Source organism: Type-F symbiont of Plautia stali (genome assembly GCF_059731105.1).
Genome location: NZ_AP035910.1, coordinates 363384 through 381565, shown reverse-complemented (window position 1 = coordinate 381565; position 18182 = coordinate 363384). Strand labels below are relative to the sequence as shown.

Below are 18182 nucleotides of genomic sequence, written 5' to 3'. Positions count from 1 at the left end.
GTGAGTGGCGGGCAGCAGCCCGCCTTTTTATCCTCTGAAGGAGAACAACATGGTAAGTCTGAAATCGTTTAAGCAATATTTCAGCCGGCAGCCGATTACGGCACAGGAGGTTGAAATAGACAACGCGCTACTGGAGCGGCTTGTCGAGTGCTTTGGCGGGCGTGACAATATTCAGCAGGTGGACGCCTGTATAACCCGGCTGCGGGTGAAGGTGACCTCACTGAAGGCGGTGGATACGGCCGGATTACAGAAGGCAGGGGCAATTGGTGTGGTCATTCTGGGACAGGAAGTCCATGCGATTTTTGGCAGGCAGTCCGACCCGTTGCGTCAGTTGCTGGAAGAGCGTTTCTTTCAGCCGGAATGAGGCACTGGTCTTAATCCGGGACAAAAAAATGGATAACCGTCGCCGGTTATCCATAAAGCCCCTGCATAAGAGCTTAACAATGACCCCAGGGAGGCGATGGCGCGGTTACCACCAGGCTTCGACCTGTACGCCGAAGTTCCAGGTGTTATTACTGGTGTTGTCTTTAAAGCTGTGTCCATCTTCTGAGTCATTCAGATAAGAGGCAAACAGGCGCAGTTCCGGACGAGACATAAATTCGGGACCGGCTGCCAGACCCAGTGCCAGCGTATATTTCTGTCCTGCTGCTTTGTAGTCGCTGCCCACTTTCTTTTCATCTTTCTGCCAGAAGCTACCCACTTCGCCGATGCCGCGGACATATTGCGTAAACTGATACTGACCGCGACCAACCAGCGACAGCAGGGTACTTTTACTCGTCTGGGCGGTGATATCGTCTGCTGATCCCCAGGTAAAGACCTGGTTCAGAGAAAATTTGTCGGTGACCGGCAGCAGACCGGTATTGATCACGCGGTAGCCGCTGGCGTTGCGGGTATCGTTATACATGTCATACCAGCCGCCGCCCTGCGAAATCATGTTCTGCGCCAGACCTTTATTGGCGTACTGGAACACCAGTTTCTGGTAGCCGCCCCACATGTCCTGACTGATTTCACTGGTGAGCATGACGCCATTATCCGCGTCATAGAGACCCCCATATTCCTTCTGTTTGTTGGTGGTGTTTGGCATGGCGTAATCAATACCAAACTCGGTCCAGGCTCCACTCCAGGGTTTCCAGCCGGCATAGCGCAGATCCAGGTAGTTAATGTTGACGTCGTTGTCGCCATCAACGCGGTAATCCACATCATTGGCATCGCCGCGAATCCAGGCAAAAGAGACAGCACCCGGACCCAGCGTGTAGTTTTCGATACCGGCACCCGAACCAGAGATATTCCAGTACTTTGTATCAATAATGTGCAGGTCATGACGCTGATAGTAGCGTTTACCGCCCCAGATCACGGCATCTTTGTCACCCGGCACCAGTCCTTTGATCTGCAGATTAAGCTGGCGCAGGCCAAACTGAGCATCGTCACCGAAGGTGGTTTCGTTATCATTTGAGCCGTCGGAGAACATACTGACCATGGTGTCGACATAAAAACTGACATCATCCTTCTTGTAAACCTCACTGCCCAGTTCGACCTCGCCGTAAGTATCCGCTTCGTTGCCGAGACGGCCGACTTTGTTCTTTTGATACTCTTCAATACCGCCATCCTGCGATACGCCCACCCCACCACGGAGATAGCCATGGAAATCAATGTTGTCGATAGCGGCATAGAGCGTCGGGGAAGTCAGGGCCGCAGCAAGCGCCACGGCAGCAGTACGTAACCTTGTTTCCATGTTATCCTCAGTTTTATTTGTAATACGTTCACATGACAGCGGCAGTAAACGCTTTTTGTCAGATGAGTGACAAATAAAATCGCGATAATGTGTGAGGTACTGCAAATAAAGCGGCGCTATTTGTAACGATTAGTGAATCAGATCACCAAATCTCAATATGTGAAGGTATTACTTTTACTTTTTATTCATGCAATGTGACAGCGGTGGGCTGGCTGACACCACGGCTGTGATACCATTCCGCCATTGGTCATCAGGGATGCGAATTATGAAATCAAAAAATGCCACCTTAGAGGATGTCGCCCGCCACGCTGGCGTCTCGTATCAGACGGTTTCGCGGGTTTTGAATAAGTCGGCAAACGTTTCGGAATCAACGCGGCGCAAGGTGGAACACGCTATTGAAACCCTGCGCTATGTACCTAACAGGCTGGCACAGCAACTGGTAGGTAAGCAGAGCACTACGCTGGGTCTGGTGACCACCTCGCTGGCGTTGCATGCCCCCTCGCAGGTGGCCGCTGCGGTTAAACGTTATGCTAATGCTGCTGACTACCAGGTGCTGATCGCCATGATTGATGAGAACGTCAATCAAAGCCTCCAGGATTGCATCAATGAGCTGAAGTCTCAGCGGGTGGACAAGGTGATCATCAACGTCCCGCTGGAGAGCCGCGATGCTGAGCAAATCGTGCAGGAGAATGACGATATCCTCTGTCTGTTTCTGGATGTCGATCCTTACAGCGCGGTGTTTAACGTTTCGTTTAACCCGGCTGACGGCACCCGTGCCAGCGTTAAATATCTCTATGAGCAGGGCCATCGCGAGTTCGCCCTGCTGGCCGGACCCGAGCAGTCGGTTTCAGCAAATCTGCGTCTGAAAAGCTGGCTGGATACGCTGGAGAGTTACCGTCTGAAGCCCGTCAGCATCAGCCACGGTAACTGGGACGCACAGAGTGGTTACAACGGTGTACTGCAGCTGCTGCGGGAAGCGCCCGGATTCAGCGCACTGCTGGTGGGCAACGATCAGATGGCGCTGGGTGTGCTGAGCGCGCTGCATCAGCGCGGCGTGGCGGTGCCGGGCCAGATCTCTGTGATTGGTTATGACGACACCTATGAAAGTGCGTTTTTTCATCCGGCGCTGACTACGGTGTCGCTGGACCTCGATTTGCAGGGCAAAGAGGCGGTTGCAAGGCTGTTGCTGGCCAGCGAACAGGATGAGCAGCGTTCTTCCTCGATTCTGCCGGCTAAACTGGTGGTGCGCAGTTCAACCGGTATGGCCGGACAGCAGCAGCGGGATTTAAAGCAGATAGCAGAACAACTGCGCCTCATCGCCAGCCGGCTTGAGTAGCCAGCCGGCATATTCTGTGGCCAGAGCAGGTACACCTGTTAACGGCAAATCCTGAAAAGCCGCCGGTGCAGGCGGCTCTGCCAGGGACTGAAGCAGGCGTGTGCCCGTTTTCCCGGTCGCGCGGTTAATGCGCGGTGGCGGTTTTCGCGGCCGGGCGCTGGGGCAGCAGCACCAGCAGCGCGATGATGATCAGGCCCAGCGTCAGTGAGGCACCGTAGCGACTCAGCGCGAGCCCGCCCGATGCAAGCGGTTTATCCAGAAAATCGCCCACCACTGCACCCAGAGGCCGTGTGAGGATAAAGGCCGCCCAGAATAGCGCAGTGCGCGAAAGCGAGGTAAAGCAACTCGCCGCCCAGATAAGCGCCAGCGCACCCGCAAACAGCAGAATACCGCCATCGTAACCCAGTCCTTCACTGTCTGCCGCCCAGTCACCTAATGCCGTGCCCAGCGTCTGGGAAAACATGATGGTCACCCAGTAGAAGGTCTCAGTGACGCCATTGTTCACCGAACTGACCGCCACCGTGCCGCAGGTTATTTTCCAGAGAAACAGAGAGAGGGTCAGCAGCGTGATCAGCAGCAGAGTGCCCCCCGGATAGCCAATATTCAGGGAGCGGTCGGCAAAATCTGCCAGCGTGGTGCCCACCGTGGTGGTTGCCACCACGGTGAACCAGTAAATCCATTTATTGAAACCGGGACGGTTAATCTGCACCACCACCGCGACCAGAAAGATAATGGCAAAAATCAGCGTTCCGGTCAGATATCCCAGATTCATTGACATGGTTACCGCATCGCCGCCGGTTTCACCCAGGGTTGTCGCCGCGATTTTGGTTAACTAGAATGCCGCGGTTACGGCAGGCACTTTACTCAGAGAAAGCGATGCTGTGTTGTTATTTTGCATAGGGTCACGCTCCGGAAAAAGCCCAATATGAGCTAACAGAGCAGGGATGTTATAAGAGTATTCTTAAGGAAAGATGAAGCGCCGGAAAGTGGGGCAGTTAACGCGACAGGGCTAAAGATTCCGGCCTGATGAGCCGATAAACAGGAGCTGATACCTCAGAGACTGCACCCTGTCATAAACGTTCTGCGCACATCCCTGTAAGGATCCCGGCCTCAGAAACAACGGCCAGCCAGGTCCGGGCGCCCGCCATGCGCGATGGCCGGTTTCGCCTCAGGCTCACCCAGTGACTGTCGCCTCCTGCCGCGTCAGACGGACATTTACGGTTATAATCAGGTCTGTAGCGACGAGTATTGAGCTTGTTTAGTATCGTCAGCAACATCGGAGTCGGCCGCCATGAACTTAATGATTAAACCCTCTTTCACTGCCGTCTGGTCTACAGACGCGCAGGGTATCTGCGTTGCCAGTCAGGAAACACCGGCTGGCCTGATGCCTGCCCTGAAGGGGGTGACGCTGAGTTCCTGGCTGGAACTGGCGCAGGCTGACGATGATGCAAAGATCGCGCTGCAGCTGACCGCGGCGCTGGAATATCTGACCCCTTTCTACTTTGAAGTGCCTATCCACTGTCTGGACGGCGAAACACGCCGCGTCGTGGTTTCCGGCCTGCCGGACAGTCTGCCTGGCACCTCCCACCAGAAGTACAACGGCTTCATCCTGGATGTGACTGCACAGCGTAAAGCGCTGGAGGATGCGGTGCGCACGGCGGCGGAATATCGCCTGCTGATCGAGAACAGTACCGATCTGATTGCCCATTGCGATGCGAATGGCAGATACGTCTCGATCTCGCCCTCCTACAGCGAAATGATAGGCTGGAGACCTGAAGAGGTGGTTGGTCAGTTGGTGGTCGATTTCCTGCATCCTGACGATCGCGAATCTGCCTCGGCAGCGCTGGCACATATCTTCAGCGGCGGAATGCTGCCGGATGTGGTTGAAGTACGTAAACGGCATCGTGACGGCCACTACCTCACGCTGGGCACCAAAGCCTGTGGTGTCAGCAATCCCTCTTCAGGCAAAAATATCGGTGCCGTGCTGGTTTCGCGTGACATCACGCGTGACAAGGAAAGGATGCGCAATCTCGAAGAGCTGGCGACCCGCGACCCGCTGACCGGGCTGCCTAATCGCGCCTGGATTAACGAGCAGATTGGCCGAATGCTGGCGGAGACAGAGGACCCGGCTTTCACCACCGTGATGTTTATCGATCTCAATGGATTCAAGGCAGTGAATGATCTTATGGGCCATGCGACAGGGGATGCCTTACTGCAGCAGGTCGGTGAACGGCTGCAGCGCTGCATGCGCCCGGGCGACTCGGTGGCCCGGATGGGTGGCGATGAGTTTATTGTGGCCGCAAAGTGCAGTCATCGCGGGGTGGCATCGGCCATCGCCCTGCGCATTATTGACAGCCTGGAGGCCCCCTTCGTCATCGATAACATGGACGTGCGCATCGGTGCAGCGATTGGCATCAGCCTGGCCCGCTTCGGAACGGCAACGGCGAAAATGCTGTTCGAGCGCGCCGACAAAGCGATGTATCAGGCTAAAGCCCGCCGCGATGGCTCCTATCAGTTTTTTGAGCAGGCAGCCCTGTGATCACTGGCTGTACGAATTCTGTCAGCCGCTGCGCTTAGCGCCATCTCACTCCTGTCTCCCGCACTTGAAGATCACGTCTGCTGTCCCGGCTCACGCTCATCATACCCCTCCTGAGCCTGCTGCATGGTTTCGCCATGTTGCTTCGCCCAGTTGACCAGCGCGACAAACGGGTCCTGCAAGGTTCTGCCCAGAGGCGTGATCGCATACTCCACCGCGACAGGTGAGGAGGCGATCACGTGCCGGCTTATCAGTCCGTTTCGCTCCAGACGGCGTAATGCCTCAGTCAGTGATTTGTGAGTAATGGGATCGAGCCTGCGCTTAATGGCATTAAATCGCGACGGCTGTGAGCACAACACGGTCAGGATTAACACCGACCATTTATTGGCAACCTGTTCCAGGATCGGGCGGGTACTGTTGATCTCTGCCAGCAGAGCGGTGATATCGGTGGCCATACGGTTTCCTCAAGGATATCTGGTGTACATCAGGTGCGTAATTGACACTAAATATACGAAATGTATCATCCATCGTTCAACCTCTTTACGGAGTGGCAATGATGAAACTGAGTGGAAAAGTGGTTCTGGTGACCGGTGGCAGCAGCGGTATTGGTCTTGCCATCACTCGCCGTTTTGTACAGGAAGGCGCACGGGTTTTTATTACCGCCCGACGCGAAGCTCAGCTGGCAGAGGCGGTTACGCTAACCGGCGGTCAGGCTGAAGCGATAGCGGGTGACCTGACGGATGCCAGCGATCTCGTACGTTTGTTCGGGACGATTCAGGCCAGAGCCGGTCGCCTCGATATCCTGGTTAATGCTTCAGGTGTGGCTGTACCGGCAAACCTGGATGAGACCTCAGCAGAGCATATTGACCTTATTTTTGGTCTGAACGTTCGTGCCATGGTGCTGACGGTACAGCATGCTGTCAGGCTCATGGAGGAGGGAGGGGCCATTCTGCTGATCGGTTCCATCGCGGGGGGAATCGCCAATCCGGGTTATGGAACCTATTCTGCCAGTAAGGCCGCTGTTCGCGCTTATGCCCGTACCTGGAACAGCGAACTGGCACCGCGCGGTATCAGGGTCAACACACTCAGTCCGGGCCCTACGGATACGCCGATGTTTGACCAGGCCAGCGATGAGGTAAGGCAGGCACTGAGCGCGCGAATACCGGCAGGGCGGCTGGGCGATCCGGATGAAGTGGCTGCGGCGGCCCTGTTCCTGGTCTCGGACGAAAGCCGTTACATCTGCGGCAGCGAACTGGTGATTGATGGTGGCATGACGGCCTGACGGCCCTGTGCTGAAACCGGTAAACCGGCCTGCCGGGGGCCGGTTTCGCTCACAGGACAGGTCTGAACCTGTCCGTTTTTATTGCTGGACAGCGTCCGCAATCACTCTGGCTGCGCTGGCGAGCACATCTTTACGCGCGGCGGCGCTTTTATCGTGCTGCGTAAAGTAGGTGGTCAGGACGAGGGGGGCGTAATTTTTCGGCCAGATAACGGCGATGTCATTGGTGGTGCCGTAGTCGCCACTGCCGGTTTTATCGGCCACTATCCAGTCTGCCGGAAGGCCCGCTTTAATACTGGCTGCCCCCGTGGTATTGCCCTTCATCCAGGCTGTCAGTGTGGCTTTCTGATCGTCTTTAAGCGCAGAACCTAAAACAAGTTTGTTAAGACTCGCTGCCATCGCTGAAGGGGTAGTGGTATCGCGAGGATCACCCGGAATCGCGGTGTTGAGGCCTGGCTCGTTTCTGTCCAGCCGGAACGTCGTATCACCAAGGGTTCGCGCAAACTGCGTGGCATGCTGCGGGCCGCCCAGATACGCCAGCAGCTTGTTCATCGCCGCGTTATCGCTGTATTGCAGGGCCGCCGCGCTCAGCTCCGCGAGGCTCATTGCCGAACCGATATGCTTCATGGTGACAGGATTGTAATTCACCATATCGTGCTGACTTATATGAATTTTCTTATTAAGTAAAGTATCAGCATTTTTATTTTTTTTTAACCCTTCGCTCTTTTTTAATATCGCAGCAACGGCCATCACCTTACTGGTACTGCACAGTGGAAATCTTTCGTTGCCGCGCCAGGAATATTGCACACTATCAGACGTATCAATGACGGCCAGGCCGAGCCGGCCTCCGGATTGACGTTCAAGTTTCTCAAACTGATTGTTCAGGGATTGCTGATCGAAAGCCGCATGTGCTGACGCTGAACATCCCGCTGCGGCGAATAACACTATTCCGGCCAGGCAGTTTTTAAATTTATTCATTATTAAACGTTCCCTATACAAAAATTAATTAAATCTGAATTGTCACAAGGCCGTGACTGAATATCGTTTCCCTTAATTACGGGCTCCAAAATAAATCAGTTTTCCGGCGAGTCAAAACGGTATAAATTGATGCCAGTCATAACTTTTTCTGGGGGCTATAGTGAAAGGGGATATTCCGCTTAACGCTTTGCGCGCATTTGAAGCCTCTGCCCGCCATCTCAACTTTACCCGGGCAGGCATGGAACTGTTCGTTTCGCAGGCGGCGGTCAGCCAGCAGGTCAGATTGCTTGAAGAGCGGTTAGAAACCACATTATTCAGAAGGCTTTCGCGTGGTCTTGAAATGACCGATGAGGCGCGACTGCTGTTTTCTGAGATTTCTGATGCCTTTCATCGGATTGAGAAAGCCTATCGTCAGTTTGAAGGGGGAGAAGTCAGGGAGGCGCTCACGCTCTCCTGTGTCGGCACCTTTGCGCTGGGCTGGCTTCTGCCGAAAATTGACGATTTCCGGCAACGCCATCCCGCTATCGAACTGAGTATTCAGACCAATAACAATGTGGTGAGCATCGCCGGAGAAGGTGTCGATTTTGCTATAAGATATGGTTCTGGCAACTGGTCGGCATCACATAATCAACTGCTGTTTGACGCTCCGCTGACGCTATTATGCCGGCCAGATACGGCGAAAAAACTTAACCGGCCTGAGGATATTACGGGCGAAAATTTATTGCGCTCTTATCGTCATGAAGAGTGGGAAAACTGGTTTGCTGCGGCGGGTATTCCCCCCTTCAGAATTAACGGGCCTGTTCTGGATTCATCGCGTCTGATCATTGATGCCGTATTGATTACCGGGGGCGTTGCGCTGGCACCGGAAATTATGTTTGAACCCGAAATAAAGCGCGGACTGCTCGTCAGGCCTTTTGATATTTATTCCGGCAATGACGGATACTGGCTGACCTGGCAAAGAGCCCGGAAAATAACGCCGTCGATGCAAATATTCCGTGAGTGGATTATTCAGACCATTATCAGACAGTAGCGCGCCTGATATCGCTGCGCTTCAGAACAGGGCAGAAGCCTGTCGGCGGGCGTTGATCTTCAGCAGGCGCGCTCATCGCGCTGGCAGCGCAGCGACAATCGCCGACTCCATCTTCTCCGGGGCGGTGATGGGGGCAAATCGCTTTAGCGGTGTGCCGTCGTGTCCAATCAGGAATTTCGTGAAGTTCCACTTGATTCGGCCACCCGGAATGCCGGGTAACGCCTCTTTCAGATAACGAAACAGCGGGTGTGCCGCGGCCCCGTTGACCTCCACTTTGCCGAACATCGGGAAACTTACGCCGTAATTGATGTGGCAGGTCTGTGCGATATCGTCAGCACTGCCGGGCTCCTGCCTGCCGAACTGATTGCAGGGGAAACCCAGTATCACCAGTCCCTGATCGGCATATCTGCGATAAAGGGTTTCCAGGCCAGCATACTGCGGTGTGAACCCACAGCGGCTGGCGGTGTTGACTACCAGTACCGTCCTGCCTGCGTAGTCTGCCATGGAGGCCGTCTGACCGTTCAGAAGCGGGGCCGTGAATTGATAAAAGGACGTCATGTCGGAAACCTCAGAACAAAACCGTGTAAGGCGCGATTGTCGCATGGCGCGGCGGGCGGATCATCTGCTGAGCGGCAGCCACCGCAGAGACAAACGCCCGGAGAATGCACTGCTTCGGGCGCCGGGGCGGATAAGACCTGCCGCCCTGATCCTCTGCGCGAGGCAGAGGAATCAGCCGTTGTCGCGGAATCCGGGATAAAGACTCATGCCACCATCTATAAAGAGCGTCGTGCCATGAACGTAATCGGAAAGATCGCTGGCAAGCCAGACTACCGCATTCGCCACATCTTCAGCCGCACCGATGCGGCCATAGGGGATCAGTTTTAACAATGCTTTGCCCGCCTCACCCTGGGTGGTCTCCTCATTAATGGCGGTCGCGATAGCGCCAGGCGCAACCGAGTTAACGCGGATACGCGCCTCACCCACCTCCTGCGCCAGCGTCTTCATCAGCAGGTCTACGCCGCCTTTGGAGGCGGCATAGTTAACGTGTCCGGCCCAGGGAATGAGCTGATGAACCGAACTCATATGAATAATCTTCCCTGCCGCTCTGCTGATCTCCGGACTGTGTCCCTGATCGCGGAACTGGCGCAGCGCAGCCCGCGCGCACAAAAACTGCCCGGTCAGGTTTACATCCAGAACGGTATTCCACTCCTCCAGTGTCATATCGATTGAGGGGGCATCTTTCTGCAGGCCTGAGTTAGCCACCAGAATGTCCAGTCTGCCAAACTCAGCAAGGGTCTGCGCAAAGAGATTGTCGACATCCGCCTCTTTCGACACGTCGCCTTTCACCGCGATGGCACGACCGCCACCGGCCCGAATTTTTTCTGCCAGCTCTTCGGCAGGCTCGGCCTGACTGTGATAGTTAATGACCACAGCGGCCTCTTCCTTTGCGAGGGCTTCTGCACAGGCATAGCCGAGGCCTGAACTGGCACCGGTCACCAGCGCAACCTGATTTTTGAGAGATAGATTCATGAGGCTTCCTTATTCAGTAAAGAGTCAATTTATGTTGTGACCGGCCGTTCTGTTCTGTGCGTCACTCAGCGGGAGCTGCGCCGTAAGAGGCTGGGGCACTCAGCTGTTTTTTTGCCACCAGACTCTGCATGAGGCGGAACCGCGACCTCTCGCTGCCACGATCAAAAAGGGCGCAGGGTGATGAATCACTGAATTATAGATGCGAAGTAGAGGCTTAGCCGTGAATGCGTGACGAGCCCTCATCCGGGCATTGTGAGACTTGTCCACTCTTATTTATCCGGTGCATGAGTGCTAGGGGGGATGTCGCTGACCGGATTTCGTTTTATTCTGACGGTTAAAAGAAAAACGGAGGCTGGCATGATTAGGGTAGAAAAAGCCGATCCCTGCGCCCCGGAGTCGCAACGGCTGATAAATGCGCTTTCAGCCGAGCTCGCGGCGATAACCGGCGATGATGGCAGGCGACACTTTGCAATGGCTGCTATGGATGAGGAGAGGGCGCTCTGGGTGGTGGCCAGAAATCATCAGGGTGTGGCTGTCGGCTGCGGCGCTATCCGACCGCTTACAGAGACGGTTGCCGAACTGAAGAGAATGTATTCAGACCGCAGTGACGCCGGGATCGGCAGGGCATTACTGACCTTCCTCGAAGAGTCGGCGCTGGGAAGGGGATATACGGAAATCTGGCTCGAAACCCGTGCTGTGAACCATAAGGCTGTCCGTTTTTATCAGAACAGCGGATACAACCGCATCGCAAATTATGGGCCGTACATAAACCGGGAAGAGGCGGTGTGCTTTGCTAAGGTGCTATCGTAGTCATCCTTGCACAGACGCTTTATTTACAGGATAAGTCACGAGTGGTTTGATCTCTTTAAGGACAAACATACTCTGCATCTCTTTGATTCCCGGCAATCTGCGCACCACTGACATGGCAAAATCGGCATAGGAATCCAGATCCGATGCGACAACCTGCAGAAGGAAGTCGGCATCCCCACCGATGCTATAACAGGCAACAACGTCCTCAAGCGCCGTGACTTCCTCTTCAAACTTTCTGGCCTGCGCTTCACTGTGGCTGTCAATGACTACCCGAATGAAAACCATCACGCCCAGACCAATCTTTTTGCGATCCAGAACAGCGCGGTAACCCTTTATCACTTCATCTTCTTCAAGCCTGCGCACTTTGCGCCAGCAGGGAGAAGCTGAAACGTTGATCTTCTCCGCCAGTTCCTGATTGGTGACGCGCGCATCGTTCTGCAGAACTTCCAGAATCTTCACATCTGTCGGGCTGAGTGCCATTTAGGGAAATTCCTTTCTTAATGTAATCAATAAGTGGTTATTTCTACCTGAAAACCTGCGCCGGGTAAATGAGATAGGTGACTCTTTCCTCTTTGTTTACGGCATAATTGATTCACCGTTCAGGAGAGATAAGGCAGGATACGATCCTGTTCAGAGGTCATGCATACTCTTCTCTTTCTCAATCACCTGAATTTATTTTCTGGCTCAAGGCAAAAAAAGAGGGTTTTAAACCTGACTCTTCTCATTATGACCTGCATAAGCGTCTGCTTTACGTTATGCAATTTAAACGCGGGTGTCAGAGTTTTAATTTCCCTGGCTCCGTTAATTTTCTCTGAAGCGTTCTGGTGGTGTCCAAAACATTAAAGATTATTGCTCCATGAATTAGCGGCGCTTTTCGCCGTCCCTCTCTCTTCTATTTAAACAGGAATGACGATGTCTGGAATCGCTCAGGTAATTTCTTATGTTGCAGCTCTCGGTCTGGCTGCTGCCATCCCCGGCCCCGGAATGACGGCGTTGGTTGCACGTAGTGTCTGTGGGGGTGCTGTTTCCGCTTTTGCTATGCTGGCAGGACTTATTCTGGGGGATTTGATCTATTTAACACTGGCGATATTTGGTCTGGGGGTGATTGGGCAGACTAATGACACTATCTTCACCCTGATTAACTATGCTGCTTCACTCTATTTATGTCTGCTGGCATGGCAGTTCTGGTGCAGTCAGCCGGAGGCGATAAATATTGCACAGAAAACGACAAACAAAGAACTGGCAACAGCCTGGTTTTCAGGGCTGACCATAACGCTTGGGAATCCCAAAACTATCGCTTTCTATCTGGCGATACTGCCTCTTGTCATTTCTCTGGATAATGTGTCATTAAAAATGTGGGGAGGAATGCTGGTGCCAGTGACCGTATTGGTCCTTTTAAGCGTTGGCGCAGTTTTTATTCTTGCCGCGCTCAGAATACGCCATCTGCTCACCAGTGAAAGAGCGCAAAGACGCCTTTTTCGTCTGGCCGCATCCATTATGATTCTGGCTGCGTCTGGAATGGTAATAAAGAATCTTTAACTTCCGGTTATATATCCGCAACCCGCTCCCCTGAGAATCGTTGAATGAATGGGCGCTCTGTTCTTCCGCAATCTTAAAGAGCCACACGCCGTTTTCGCTCAGGAGAATGCAGTGGCATCAAATGCAGCGCGTTTCAGGCAGAGCCTCCATCCAACGCTAATAAGTCAGCAAGGTTGTGATTGAGAGTCCGCATCCATACGCTATATGCGTAAGAAGGCTAAGCAGTCGGGCTCGCCAGGGACGGGGCGTTCGCGACGCCGCGAAGCCAAAACCCAGCGCGGGCTGAAGCACGATAAAGGGAGCGGATAGCGTTAGCAGACCAGTCAGCAGAGCCGTCCTGAATGAGGGATCATGAAACCAGGCCGATCCATCCAGAACAAGCGGTATAAAAGCAAAAAGTATTCCTGGATGTCGGCCTTTGTTCTCATTACTCTCTCCCCTCGCATTATCCCCGCAAAAAATCTGTCCACTCTTTATCCTGGTAACGACATGCCCGTCACATAAACCAGATGTGCTGAATACTTTTTTGTGACAAATAACACAACCTGATTACATCTTCCGGCGGAGACGCTTTTTTATCGTGATAATGGTTTTACTGAGTACATTAATGTTTTACAGGGTACAACAATGCGTTTTGCGTATCACGCGCAAAACGATGACAAAAATGTGAGGATCATCATGTCTGAAAAACAGCACATCACGACTTTCTCTGCCGATATCGAGCAGCAGACCGTAAAAAAGGTGGTCTGGCGCATTTTGCCATTTCTGATTGTCTGTTATCTGATTGCCATTATTGACCGCGGCAACATAGGCATGGCTTCGTTGCAGATGAACGAAGATCTGGGGTTGTCCAAAGCGGTATTTGGCCTGGCGAGCAGCCTGTTTTTCGTTGGTTACTTCCTGTTTGAAGTCCCCAGCAACCTTGCGATGCAGAAGATTGGTGCAAAGATCTGGATCTCGCGCATCATGGTCTCCTGGGGCATCATCTCGGTCTGTACGGCCTTCGTCGAAAGCGCCAATACGCTCTATGTTCTGCGCTTCTTACTGGGTGCCGCTGAGGCAGGATTCTTCCCGGGCGTCATTCTTTATCTGACCTACTGGATCCCCGGCAAATACCGTGCACGCGTCATCGCGACCTTCATGGTGGCTATCCCTGCCGCGAACTTTATCGGCTCGCCTATCTCAGGTCTGATTCTGTCACTCGATGGCTGGCTGGGCATGCGCGGCTGGCACTGGCTGTTCATCCTGGAAGGCATTCCGGCCGTGGTGCTGGGTGTGGCCGCTTTCTTCATGCTGAGCAACCGCCCCTCTGATGCCAGCTGGCTGAATCAGGAGCAGAAAGCCTGGCTGAATAACACGCTGGAAGCGGAAAACGCGAAGAAAAAAGCGATTGGACACATCTCCCTGTGGAAGCTGCTGCGCCATAAACATATCTGGGTAATGGCGCTGATTTATGCAGGTGCCTCGGCGGCAGGTTCAACGCTGAGTGTCTGGTCTCCGCAGTTGCTGAAATCTTTCGGGCTGGACAACTTCACTACCGGTTTAGTGAATGCGATCCCTTACGGTCTGGCTTCTGTTCTGATGATTGTCTGGGGCAGAAGCTCTGACCGCAGCGGCGAACGTCGCTGGCACACTGCGCTGACGCTGTTTTTAATCGCAGGCGGTCTGCTCTCTGCATTCCTGACCAACACGCTGACCGGCAGCGTCGTGATTCTGTCGCTGGTGCTGATTGGTGCTTACTCAATGAAAGGGCCTTTCTGGGCGCTGGCTTCGGGCTGGATGTCATCCACGACGGCTGCGGCGGGTCTGGCTGCTATCGGGGCGATGGCTAACCTGATTGGCGGAGGATTGATGGTTAACGTTTACGGCATCATCAATCAGGCCACCGGCAGTCACACCCTGGCAATGCTGCCACTGGCTGTGCTCTGCAGCGTCGGCGGCATCGCCGTGCTGGTTATGGGACGCACCAAAAAATTAAACATTGAAGTTGAGAATACCGCTTCACCCGTCAGTAAATAACGTTGTCAGCCCGGAGACGCTGCTCGCCGCGTCTCCGGGCTTCTCCCTTCACTCCTCCTCCTGCCGCCTCTTTTTCCTGATCGATCTCTTTGTGTGCAACACCCCCTCGCTTACTCAACAGCCATGTTAACTCGCCCATCTTTTCACTGAGCCACGCCTGGCGCTCCTGTAAGCCTGTGGCAGGTTGTCATCCCCCCTGAATGCCATCTGACGAAAGCGGGCCGTATGCAGGGGCTCACCCTCGGCTGGAGGAAGAGTGGTGTAAGGAGCGCTGGTTCAGCCAGAAGGGAGGTGCTGACAGTGAGTCTGGCCCTGCAGGGACAGGTGACGCTATCTGCGGGTGTTTAAAGCTGGAATGCCGCGATGTGGCATCTGAATGCTGATCGCGTCTGTCAGGGGCGTGTCAGGCCACAGAGAGGGCAGAGGGAAAGTTTCAGAGGCCAGGGCAGTAATGCGGCAAGGGCAGAGGGGAGAACGCATAAAAAAACCGGCTAAACGGCCCAGGCGCCTGTTTAGCCGGTCAGGAAAAGCCGATCAGGAAACCGGACTTTCGTCTTTCACCGGTTCTGCCAGCACGTTCAGCACGTTTGTGGCTGCCACGGTACCCATCTTCACGTAGGAGTTATCACTGACGCCACCAATGTGTGGCGACAGAATCACGTTGTCGACATTCTGCCAGATATGCGGGGCGGTCAGCGGTTCTGTGGCAAAGCTGTCCAGCGCCGCCGAGGCGATCGTGCCATCATTCAGTGCCGCGATCAGGGCTTCATCATCGATCAGCCCCCCGCGAGCCGTATTAACCAGAATGGCGCCTTTTTTACACAACGCCAGCGACTCAGCATTGATCATCTTTTGTGTCTGTTCTGTCAGCGGGCAGTGCAATGAAATCACATCTGACTGCCGCAGCAGATCGTCCAGCGAAGAGGAGACACACTCATCCGGGAAAGTGCGCGCATAGGGATCATAGGCCAGGACGTTCATGCCAAAAGCGCGGCCGATACGGGCCACGCGACCCCCTATCGCCCCCAGACCCACCAGCCCGAGGGTTCTGCCCTCCAGCTCCACGGATTTGTGGGTCGATTTATCCCAGTGTCCCTGACGCATGCGTTGATCCAGGGGGATCACCGATTTAGCGCAGGCCAGGATCAGCGCCCAGGCGTGCTCTGACACGGCAGCCGCGTTGGCACCCGGGGCCGACTGAACACTGATATGACGCTCAGCGGCGGCTTTCTGATCGATGACATCGATGCCACTGCCGTGTTTGGAGATAACGCGCAGAGCGGGGGCGGCGTCCATGATGCGGGCGTTAATCTTGCCATAGCGTACGATAATCCCCACCGGGTTGTGCTGCTGGCAGAGCTGAACCAGAGTCTCTTCGCCCGGCTGTTTGCCTGCATACACAATCGTGAAATCGTCGAGCAGGCTCACTGCCTGCGGCGCCAGATCGCTGGCGGTAACCAGAATGACAGGAGAAGAGGTCGTCATTACAGCACCTCCCCGTCAACCAGCATGCCAGCCGTAAGCAGCGCTTTCTCTAACCAGGGCGCGCGGAGATCGCCATCGCGAATGGCGGCGATGCGGCTGGTTTCGAAATCCAGTTTTTTCTGCGCCAGTTCGATCAGAGCCGGAACGGCTTCACGAGGCAGCACAACCACGCCATCGATGTCGCCAATCACCAGATCGCCAGGCTGAATCGCTGCGCCTGCTACTGAAACAGGGAAGTTAACCCGTCCCGCCACCGATTTGGTCGGGCCACAGGGATTCAGGCCCGCTGCAAATACCGGGAAGCCATTGGTGCTCAGTGCATCGGCATCACGAACCGCGCCATCGATAATAATCCCGGCAATGCCAGAGGCCTGCGCCTGAGTAGACATAATTTCGCCGATTAATGCGCAGCTGATGTCGCCTTTGCCATCAACCACAATCACATCGCCCGGCTGGGCAATAGCCAGTGCGGCGTGGATAGCGAGGTTGTCACCCGGTCTGACTTCAACGGTGATAGCGGGACCGGCAACTTTCATGGTGTGGGAAAGCGGTTTTACGCGTCCGTGCAGCGTTCCGCGTCGCCCGGCAACATCTGCCAGTATCGCGGCCTGAAACTGAGCAGCCTGTTTTACGAGCTCTGGCGCGATACGGGTAATGTCGCGATTGATGAAGGTGTTATCTGCATGTGGCATAGATCATCCTCTTTCGTTTTACCAGGTACAACTTTGTTGTACAATATAAAACTACTATATCTATGTTAATTTGGATCACACCAGTGTTAAGCATTCATTTGTGATGTAAATACGATGTGAATCACAAATTACAGGGTAAACTGCCTGCCGTCGCAAACAGGAGAACCTGCTAATGGGGAATGAAGGCGTAATTGCCGTAGAAAAAGCGCTGGCGCTACTGGATTGTTTCAGGCCTGGCGAAGAGTCACTCACGCTGACCGCGCTGGCCCAGCTTTCCGGGTATCACAAAACGACGGTTTATCGCCTGATGAACTCACTGGAACGCATGAATTACGTCATCCGGCGCGACAACGGGGTTTATACCCTGGGACCGAGACTGCTCTATCTGGGCAAGCTCTATGAACAATCCTTTCATCTTGCCACTATCGTCCAGCCTGAGCTTCATGCCCTGGCGACGGCCACGGGTGAAAGCGCCACCTGGTATGTCATCGAGAAGGATCAGCGACTCTGTCTGTTCCGCGCGGAACCGTCAGAAGGCTTGCGGGAAACGCGTCTGCCCGGAACGTTTCTGCCGCTGGACAATTCAGCCATCGGAAAGGTGCTCCGCTGCTGGGGACGCAGAGAACCGCTGTTTGAGACTCAGCCGGAACTTCCGTTGTTTACCTCCGGTATCCGCGATCCGCATATCGCCTCATTATCACTTCCGGTGTTTGGTGAGGGCGACAATATGCTCGCGGCCCTGGCCCTGACCGGACCCGCTTCACGCCTGACAGAGGCGAAACGCGACGGCGGTCTGGGTAAACTGATGAAAGAGGCGGCGCACAGGCTTTCCCTGAAATCGGGTGCGCGAAAAGCCTTCTGCGATGATTTTTATAAGATCTAGCGCAGCGCACCAGCGGTAACGTTACCGCTGGTGAGATAAGCCCGGCACCCGTGCAGATTTGCCGCGACGCCGGGTTCTGTGCGAAGGTGACAGGCCCGCGCACGGGTGCGGGTAAATGAATGTCCCGCCCGATCGTGAAAAATCCCCCGCTTTCCCGTCTCTACATGAATTTCCTTCATGTTCGTTGAAATTTAATCACTTTTTTTCACCCGCCCGTTGAGGCATAAAGTAAGAATTGTTAATAACTTTGAGAAATATGAATGCTTGTTAAGGGATAGCAAAGCTGCATAACCCTCTCAGCAACAATTCATATCAGCGACCAGGATACCCGAT

17 protein-coding genes and 2 pseudogenes are annotated in these 18182 nt (G+C 54.3%); 9 read left to right on the top strand and 10 right to left on the bottom strand.

Annotation, left to right across the window (positions count from 1 at the left end; genetic code table 11):
• Positions 1 to 49: 49 nt before the first annotated feature.
• On the top strand, positions 50 to 364 hold the full coding sequence (locus tag AC6I7A_RS21270) for a PTS sugar transporter subunit IIB (protein WP_046102864.1): 315 nt from the start codon (positions 50 to 52) through the stop codon (positions 362 to 364).
• Positions 365 to 469: 105 nt separating this feature from the next.
• On the opposite strand, the gene AC6I7A_RS21265 is transcribed toward AC6I7A_RS21270, so the two are convergent.
• The gene (locus AC6I7A_RS21265) at positions 470 to 1732 is read right to left on the bottom strand and encodes a maltoporin (protein ID WP_058957226.1); all 1263 of its coding nucleotides are present in this window, start codon (positions 1730 to 1732) and stop codon (positions 470 to 472) included.
• Positions 1733 to 1997: 265 nt separating this feature from the next.
• Here AC6I7A_RS21265 and AC6I7A_RS21260 point away from each other — a divergent pair, with 265 nt between their 5' ends.
• Positions 1998 to 3068 carry a LacI family DNA-binding transcriptional regulator gene (locus AC6I7A_RS21260; protein WP_058957225.1) on the top strand — a complete coding sequence of 357 codons (1071 nt, stop codon included), beginning with the start codon at positions 1998 to 2000 and terminating at the stop codon, positions 3066 to 3068.
• Between the two features lie 124 nt (positions 3069 to 3192).
• Here AC6I7A_RS21260 and AC6I7A_RS21255 read toward each other — a convergent pair.
• Positions 3193 to 3966, bottom strand: a pseudogene (locus AC6I7A_RS21255) (COG4705 family protein).
• A 393-nt stretch (positions 3967 to 4359) separates the two neighbouring features.
• On the opposite strand from AC6I7A_RS21255, the gene AC6I7A_RS21250 reads away from it, so the two are divergent.
• Positions 4360 to 5607 (top strand): sensor domain-containing diguanylate cyclase, encoded by a 1248-nt coding sequence (locus AC6I7A_RS21250; RefSeq protein WP_009092713.1) that lies wholly within the window; start codon positions 4360 to 4362, stop codon positions 5605 to 5607.
• A gap of 71 nt (positions 5608 to 5678) precedes the next feature.
• On the opposite strand, the gene AC6I7A_RS21245 is transcribed toward AC6I7A_RS21250, so the two are convergent.
• Complete coding sequence (locus tag AC6I7A_RS21245; RefSeq protein WP_009092712.1) at positions 5679 to 6059, bottom strand: winged helix-turn-helix transcriptional regulator; 381 nt, start codon at positions 6057 to 6059, stop codon at positions 5679 to 5681.
• 98 nt (positions 6060 to 6157) lie between these two features.
• Between AC6I7A_RS21245 and AC6I7A_RS21240 the strand changes: the two genes are divergently transcribed.
• Positions 6158 to 6886, top strand: a complete 729-nt coding sequence (locus tag AC6I7A_RS21240) for an SDR family NAD(P)-dependent oxidoreductase (protein ID WP_058957224.1) — start codon at positions 6158 to 6160, stop codon at positions 6884 to 6886.
• 78 nt (positions 6887 to 6964) lie between these two features.
• Here AC6I7A_RS21240 and bla read toward each other — a convergent pair whose 3' ends face one another.
• The gene (bla, locus tag AC6I7A_RS21235; RefSeq protein WP_498004900.1) at positions 6965 to 7861 is read right to left on the bottom strand and encodes a class A beta-lactamase; all 897 of its coding nucleotides are present in this window, start codon (positions 7859 to 7861) and stop codon (positions 6965 to 6967) included.
• Positions 7862 to 8021: 160 nt separating this feature from the next.
• Between bla and AC6I7A_RS21230 the strand changes: the two genes are divergently transcribed.
• Positions 8022 to 8891 (top strand): LysR substrate-binding domain-containing protein, encoded by an 870-nt coding sequence (locus tag AC6I7A_RS21230; RefSeq protein WP_471803811.1) that lies wholly within the window; start codon positions 8022 to 8024, stop codon positions 8889 to 8891.
• Positions 8892 to 8963: 72 nt separating this feature from the next.
• Here the strand turns inward: AC6I7A_RS21230 and AC6I7A_RS21225 are convergent, their stop codons facing one another.
• Both AC6I7A_RS21225 and AC6I7A_RS21220 read right to left on the bottom strand, forming a co-directional pair.
• The gene (locus AC6I7A_RS21225; RefSeq protein WP_058957223.1) at positions 8964 to 9449 is read right to left on the bottom strand and encodes a glutathione peroxidase; all 486 of its coding nucleotides are present in this window, start codon (positions 9447 to 9449) and stop codon (positions 8964 to 8966) included.
• 171 nt (positions 9450 to 9620) lie between these two features.
• Positions 9621 to 10421, bottom strand: a complete 801-nt coding sequence (locus AC6I7A_RS21220) for an SDR family oxidoreductase (protein ID WP_058957222.1) — start codon at positions 10419 to 10421, stop codon at positions 9621 to 9623.
• A gap of 357 nt (positions 10422 to 10778) precedes the next feature.
• On the opposite strand from AC6I7A_RS21220, the gene AC6I7A_RS21215 reads away from it, so the two are divergent.
• Positions 10779 to 11231, top strand: coding sequence for a GNAT family N-acetyltransferase (locus tag AC6I7A_RS21215; protein ID WP_058957221.1), 453 nt, complete (start codon positions 10779 to 10781; stop codon positions 11229 to 11231).
• Here the strand turns inward: AC6I7A_RS21215 and AC6I7A_RS21210 are convergent, their stop codons facing one another.
• Entirely contained in the window at positions 11232 to 11711 is a 480-nt protein-coding gene (locus AC6I7A_RS21210) for an Lrp/AsnC family transcriptional regulator (RefSeq protein WP_009092704.1), read from the bottom strand. It lies immediately after the preceding gene.
• A gap of 432 nt (positions 11712 to 12143) precedes the next feature.
• On the opposite strand from AC6I7A_RS21210, the gene AC6I7A_RS21205 reads away from it, so the two are divergent.
• Positions 12144 to 12770 (top strand): LysE family translocator, encoded by a 627-nt coding sequence (locus AC6I7A_RS21205; protein ID WP_058957220.1) that lies wholly within the window; start codon positions 12144 to 12146, stop codon positions 12768 to 12770.
• Positions 12771 to 12926: 156 nt separating this feature from the next.
• On the opposite strand, the pseudogene AC6I7A_RS21200 reads toward AC6I7A_RS21205, so the two are convergent.
• Positions 12927 to 13175, bottom strand: a pseudogene (locus tag AC6I7A_RS21200) (DUF2938 family protein); the annotation flags it as partial.
• Between the two features lie 273 nt (positions 13176 to 13448).
• Here AC6I7A_RS21200 and AC6I7A_RS21195 point away from each other — a divergent pair.
• Positions 13449 to 14789: an MFS transporter gene (locus tag AC6I7A_RS21195; RefSeq protein ID WP_058957281.1), complete on the top strand. Its 1341-nt coding sequence runs from the start codon at positions 13449 to 13451 to the stop codon at positions 14787 to 14789.
• A gap of 534 nt (positions 14790 to 15323) precedes the next feature.
• Here AC6I7A_RS21195 and AC6I7A_RS21190 read toward each other — a convergent pair.
• Together AC6I7A_RS21190 and AC6I7A_RS21185 are read right to left on the bottom strand one after the other, a co-directional pair.
• Entirely contained in the window at positions 15324 to 16274 is a 951-nt protein-coding gene (locus AC6I7A_RS21190; protein ID WP_046102874.1) for a hydroxyacid dehydrogenase, read from the bottom strand.
• The gene (locus AC6I7A_RS21185) at positions 16274 to 16966 is read right to left on the bottom strand and encodes an RraA family protein (RefSeq protein ID WP_046102875.1); all 693 of its coding nucleotides are present in this window, start codon (positions 16964 to 16966) and stop codon (positions 16274 to 16276) included. Before AC6I7A_RS21185 ends, AC6I7A_RS21190 begins: the two co-directional genes overlap by 1 nt.
• Before the next feature lie 172 nt (positions 16967 to 17138).
• Between AC6I7A_RS21185 and AC6I7A_RS21180 the strand changes: the two genes are divergently transcribed.
• A complete protein-coding gene (locus AC6I7A_RS21180; RefSeq protein ID WP_009093107.1) occupies positions 17139 to 17849 on the top strand; it encodes an IclR family transcriptional regulator in 711 nt (236 codons plus the stop codon).
• The last annotated feature ends 333 nt before the right edge of the window (positions 17850 to 18182 follow it).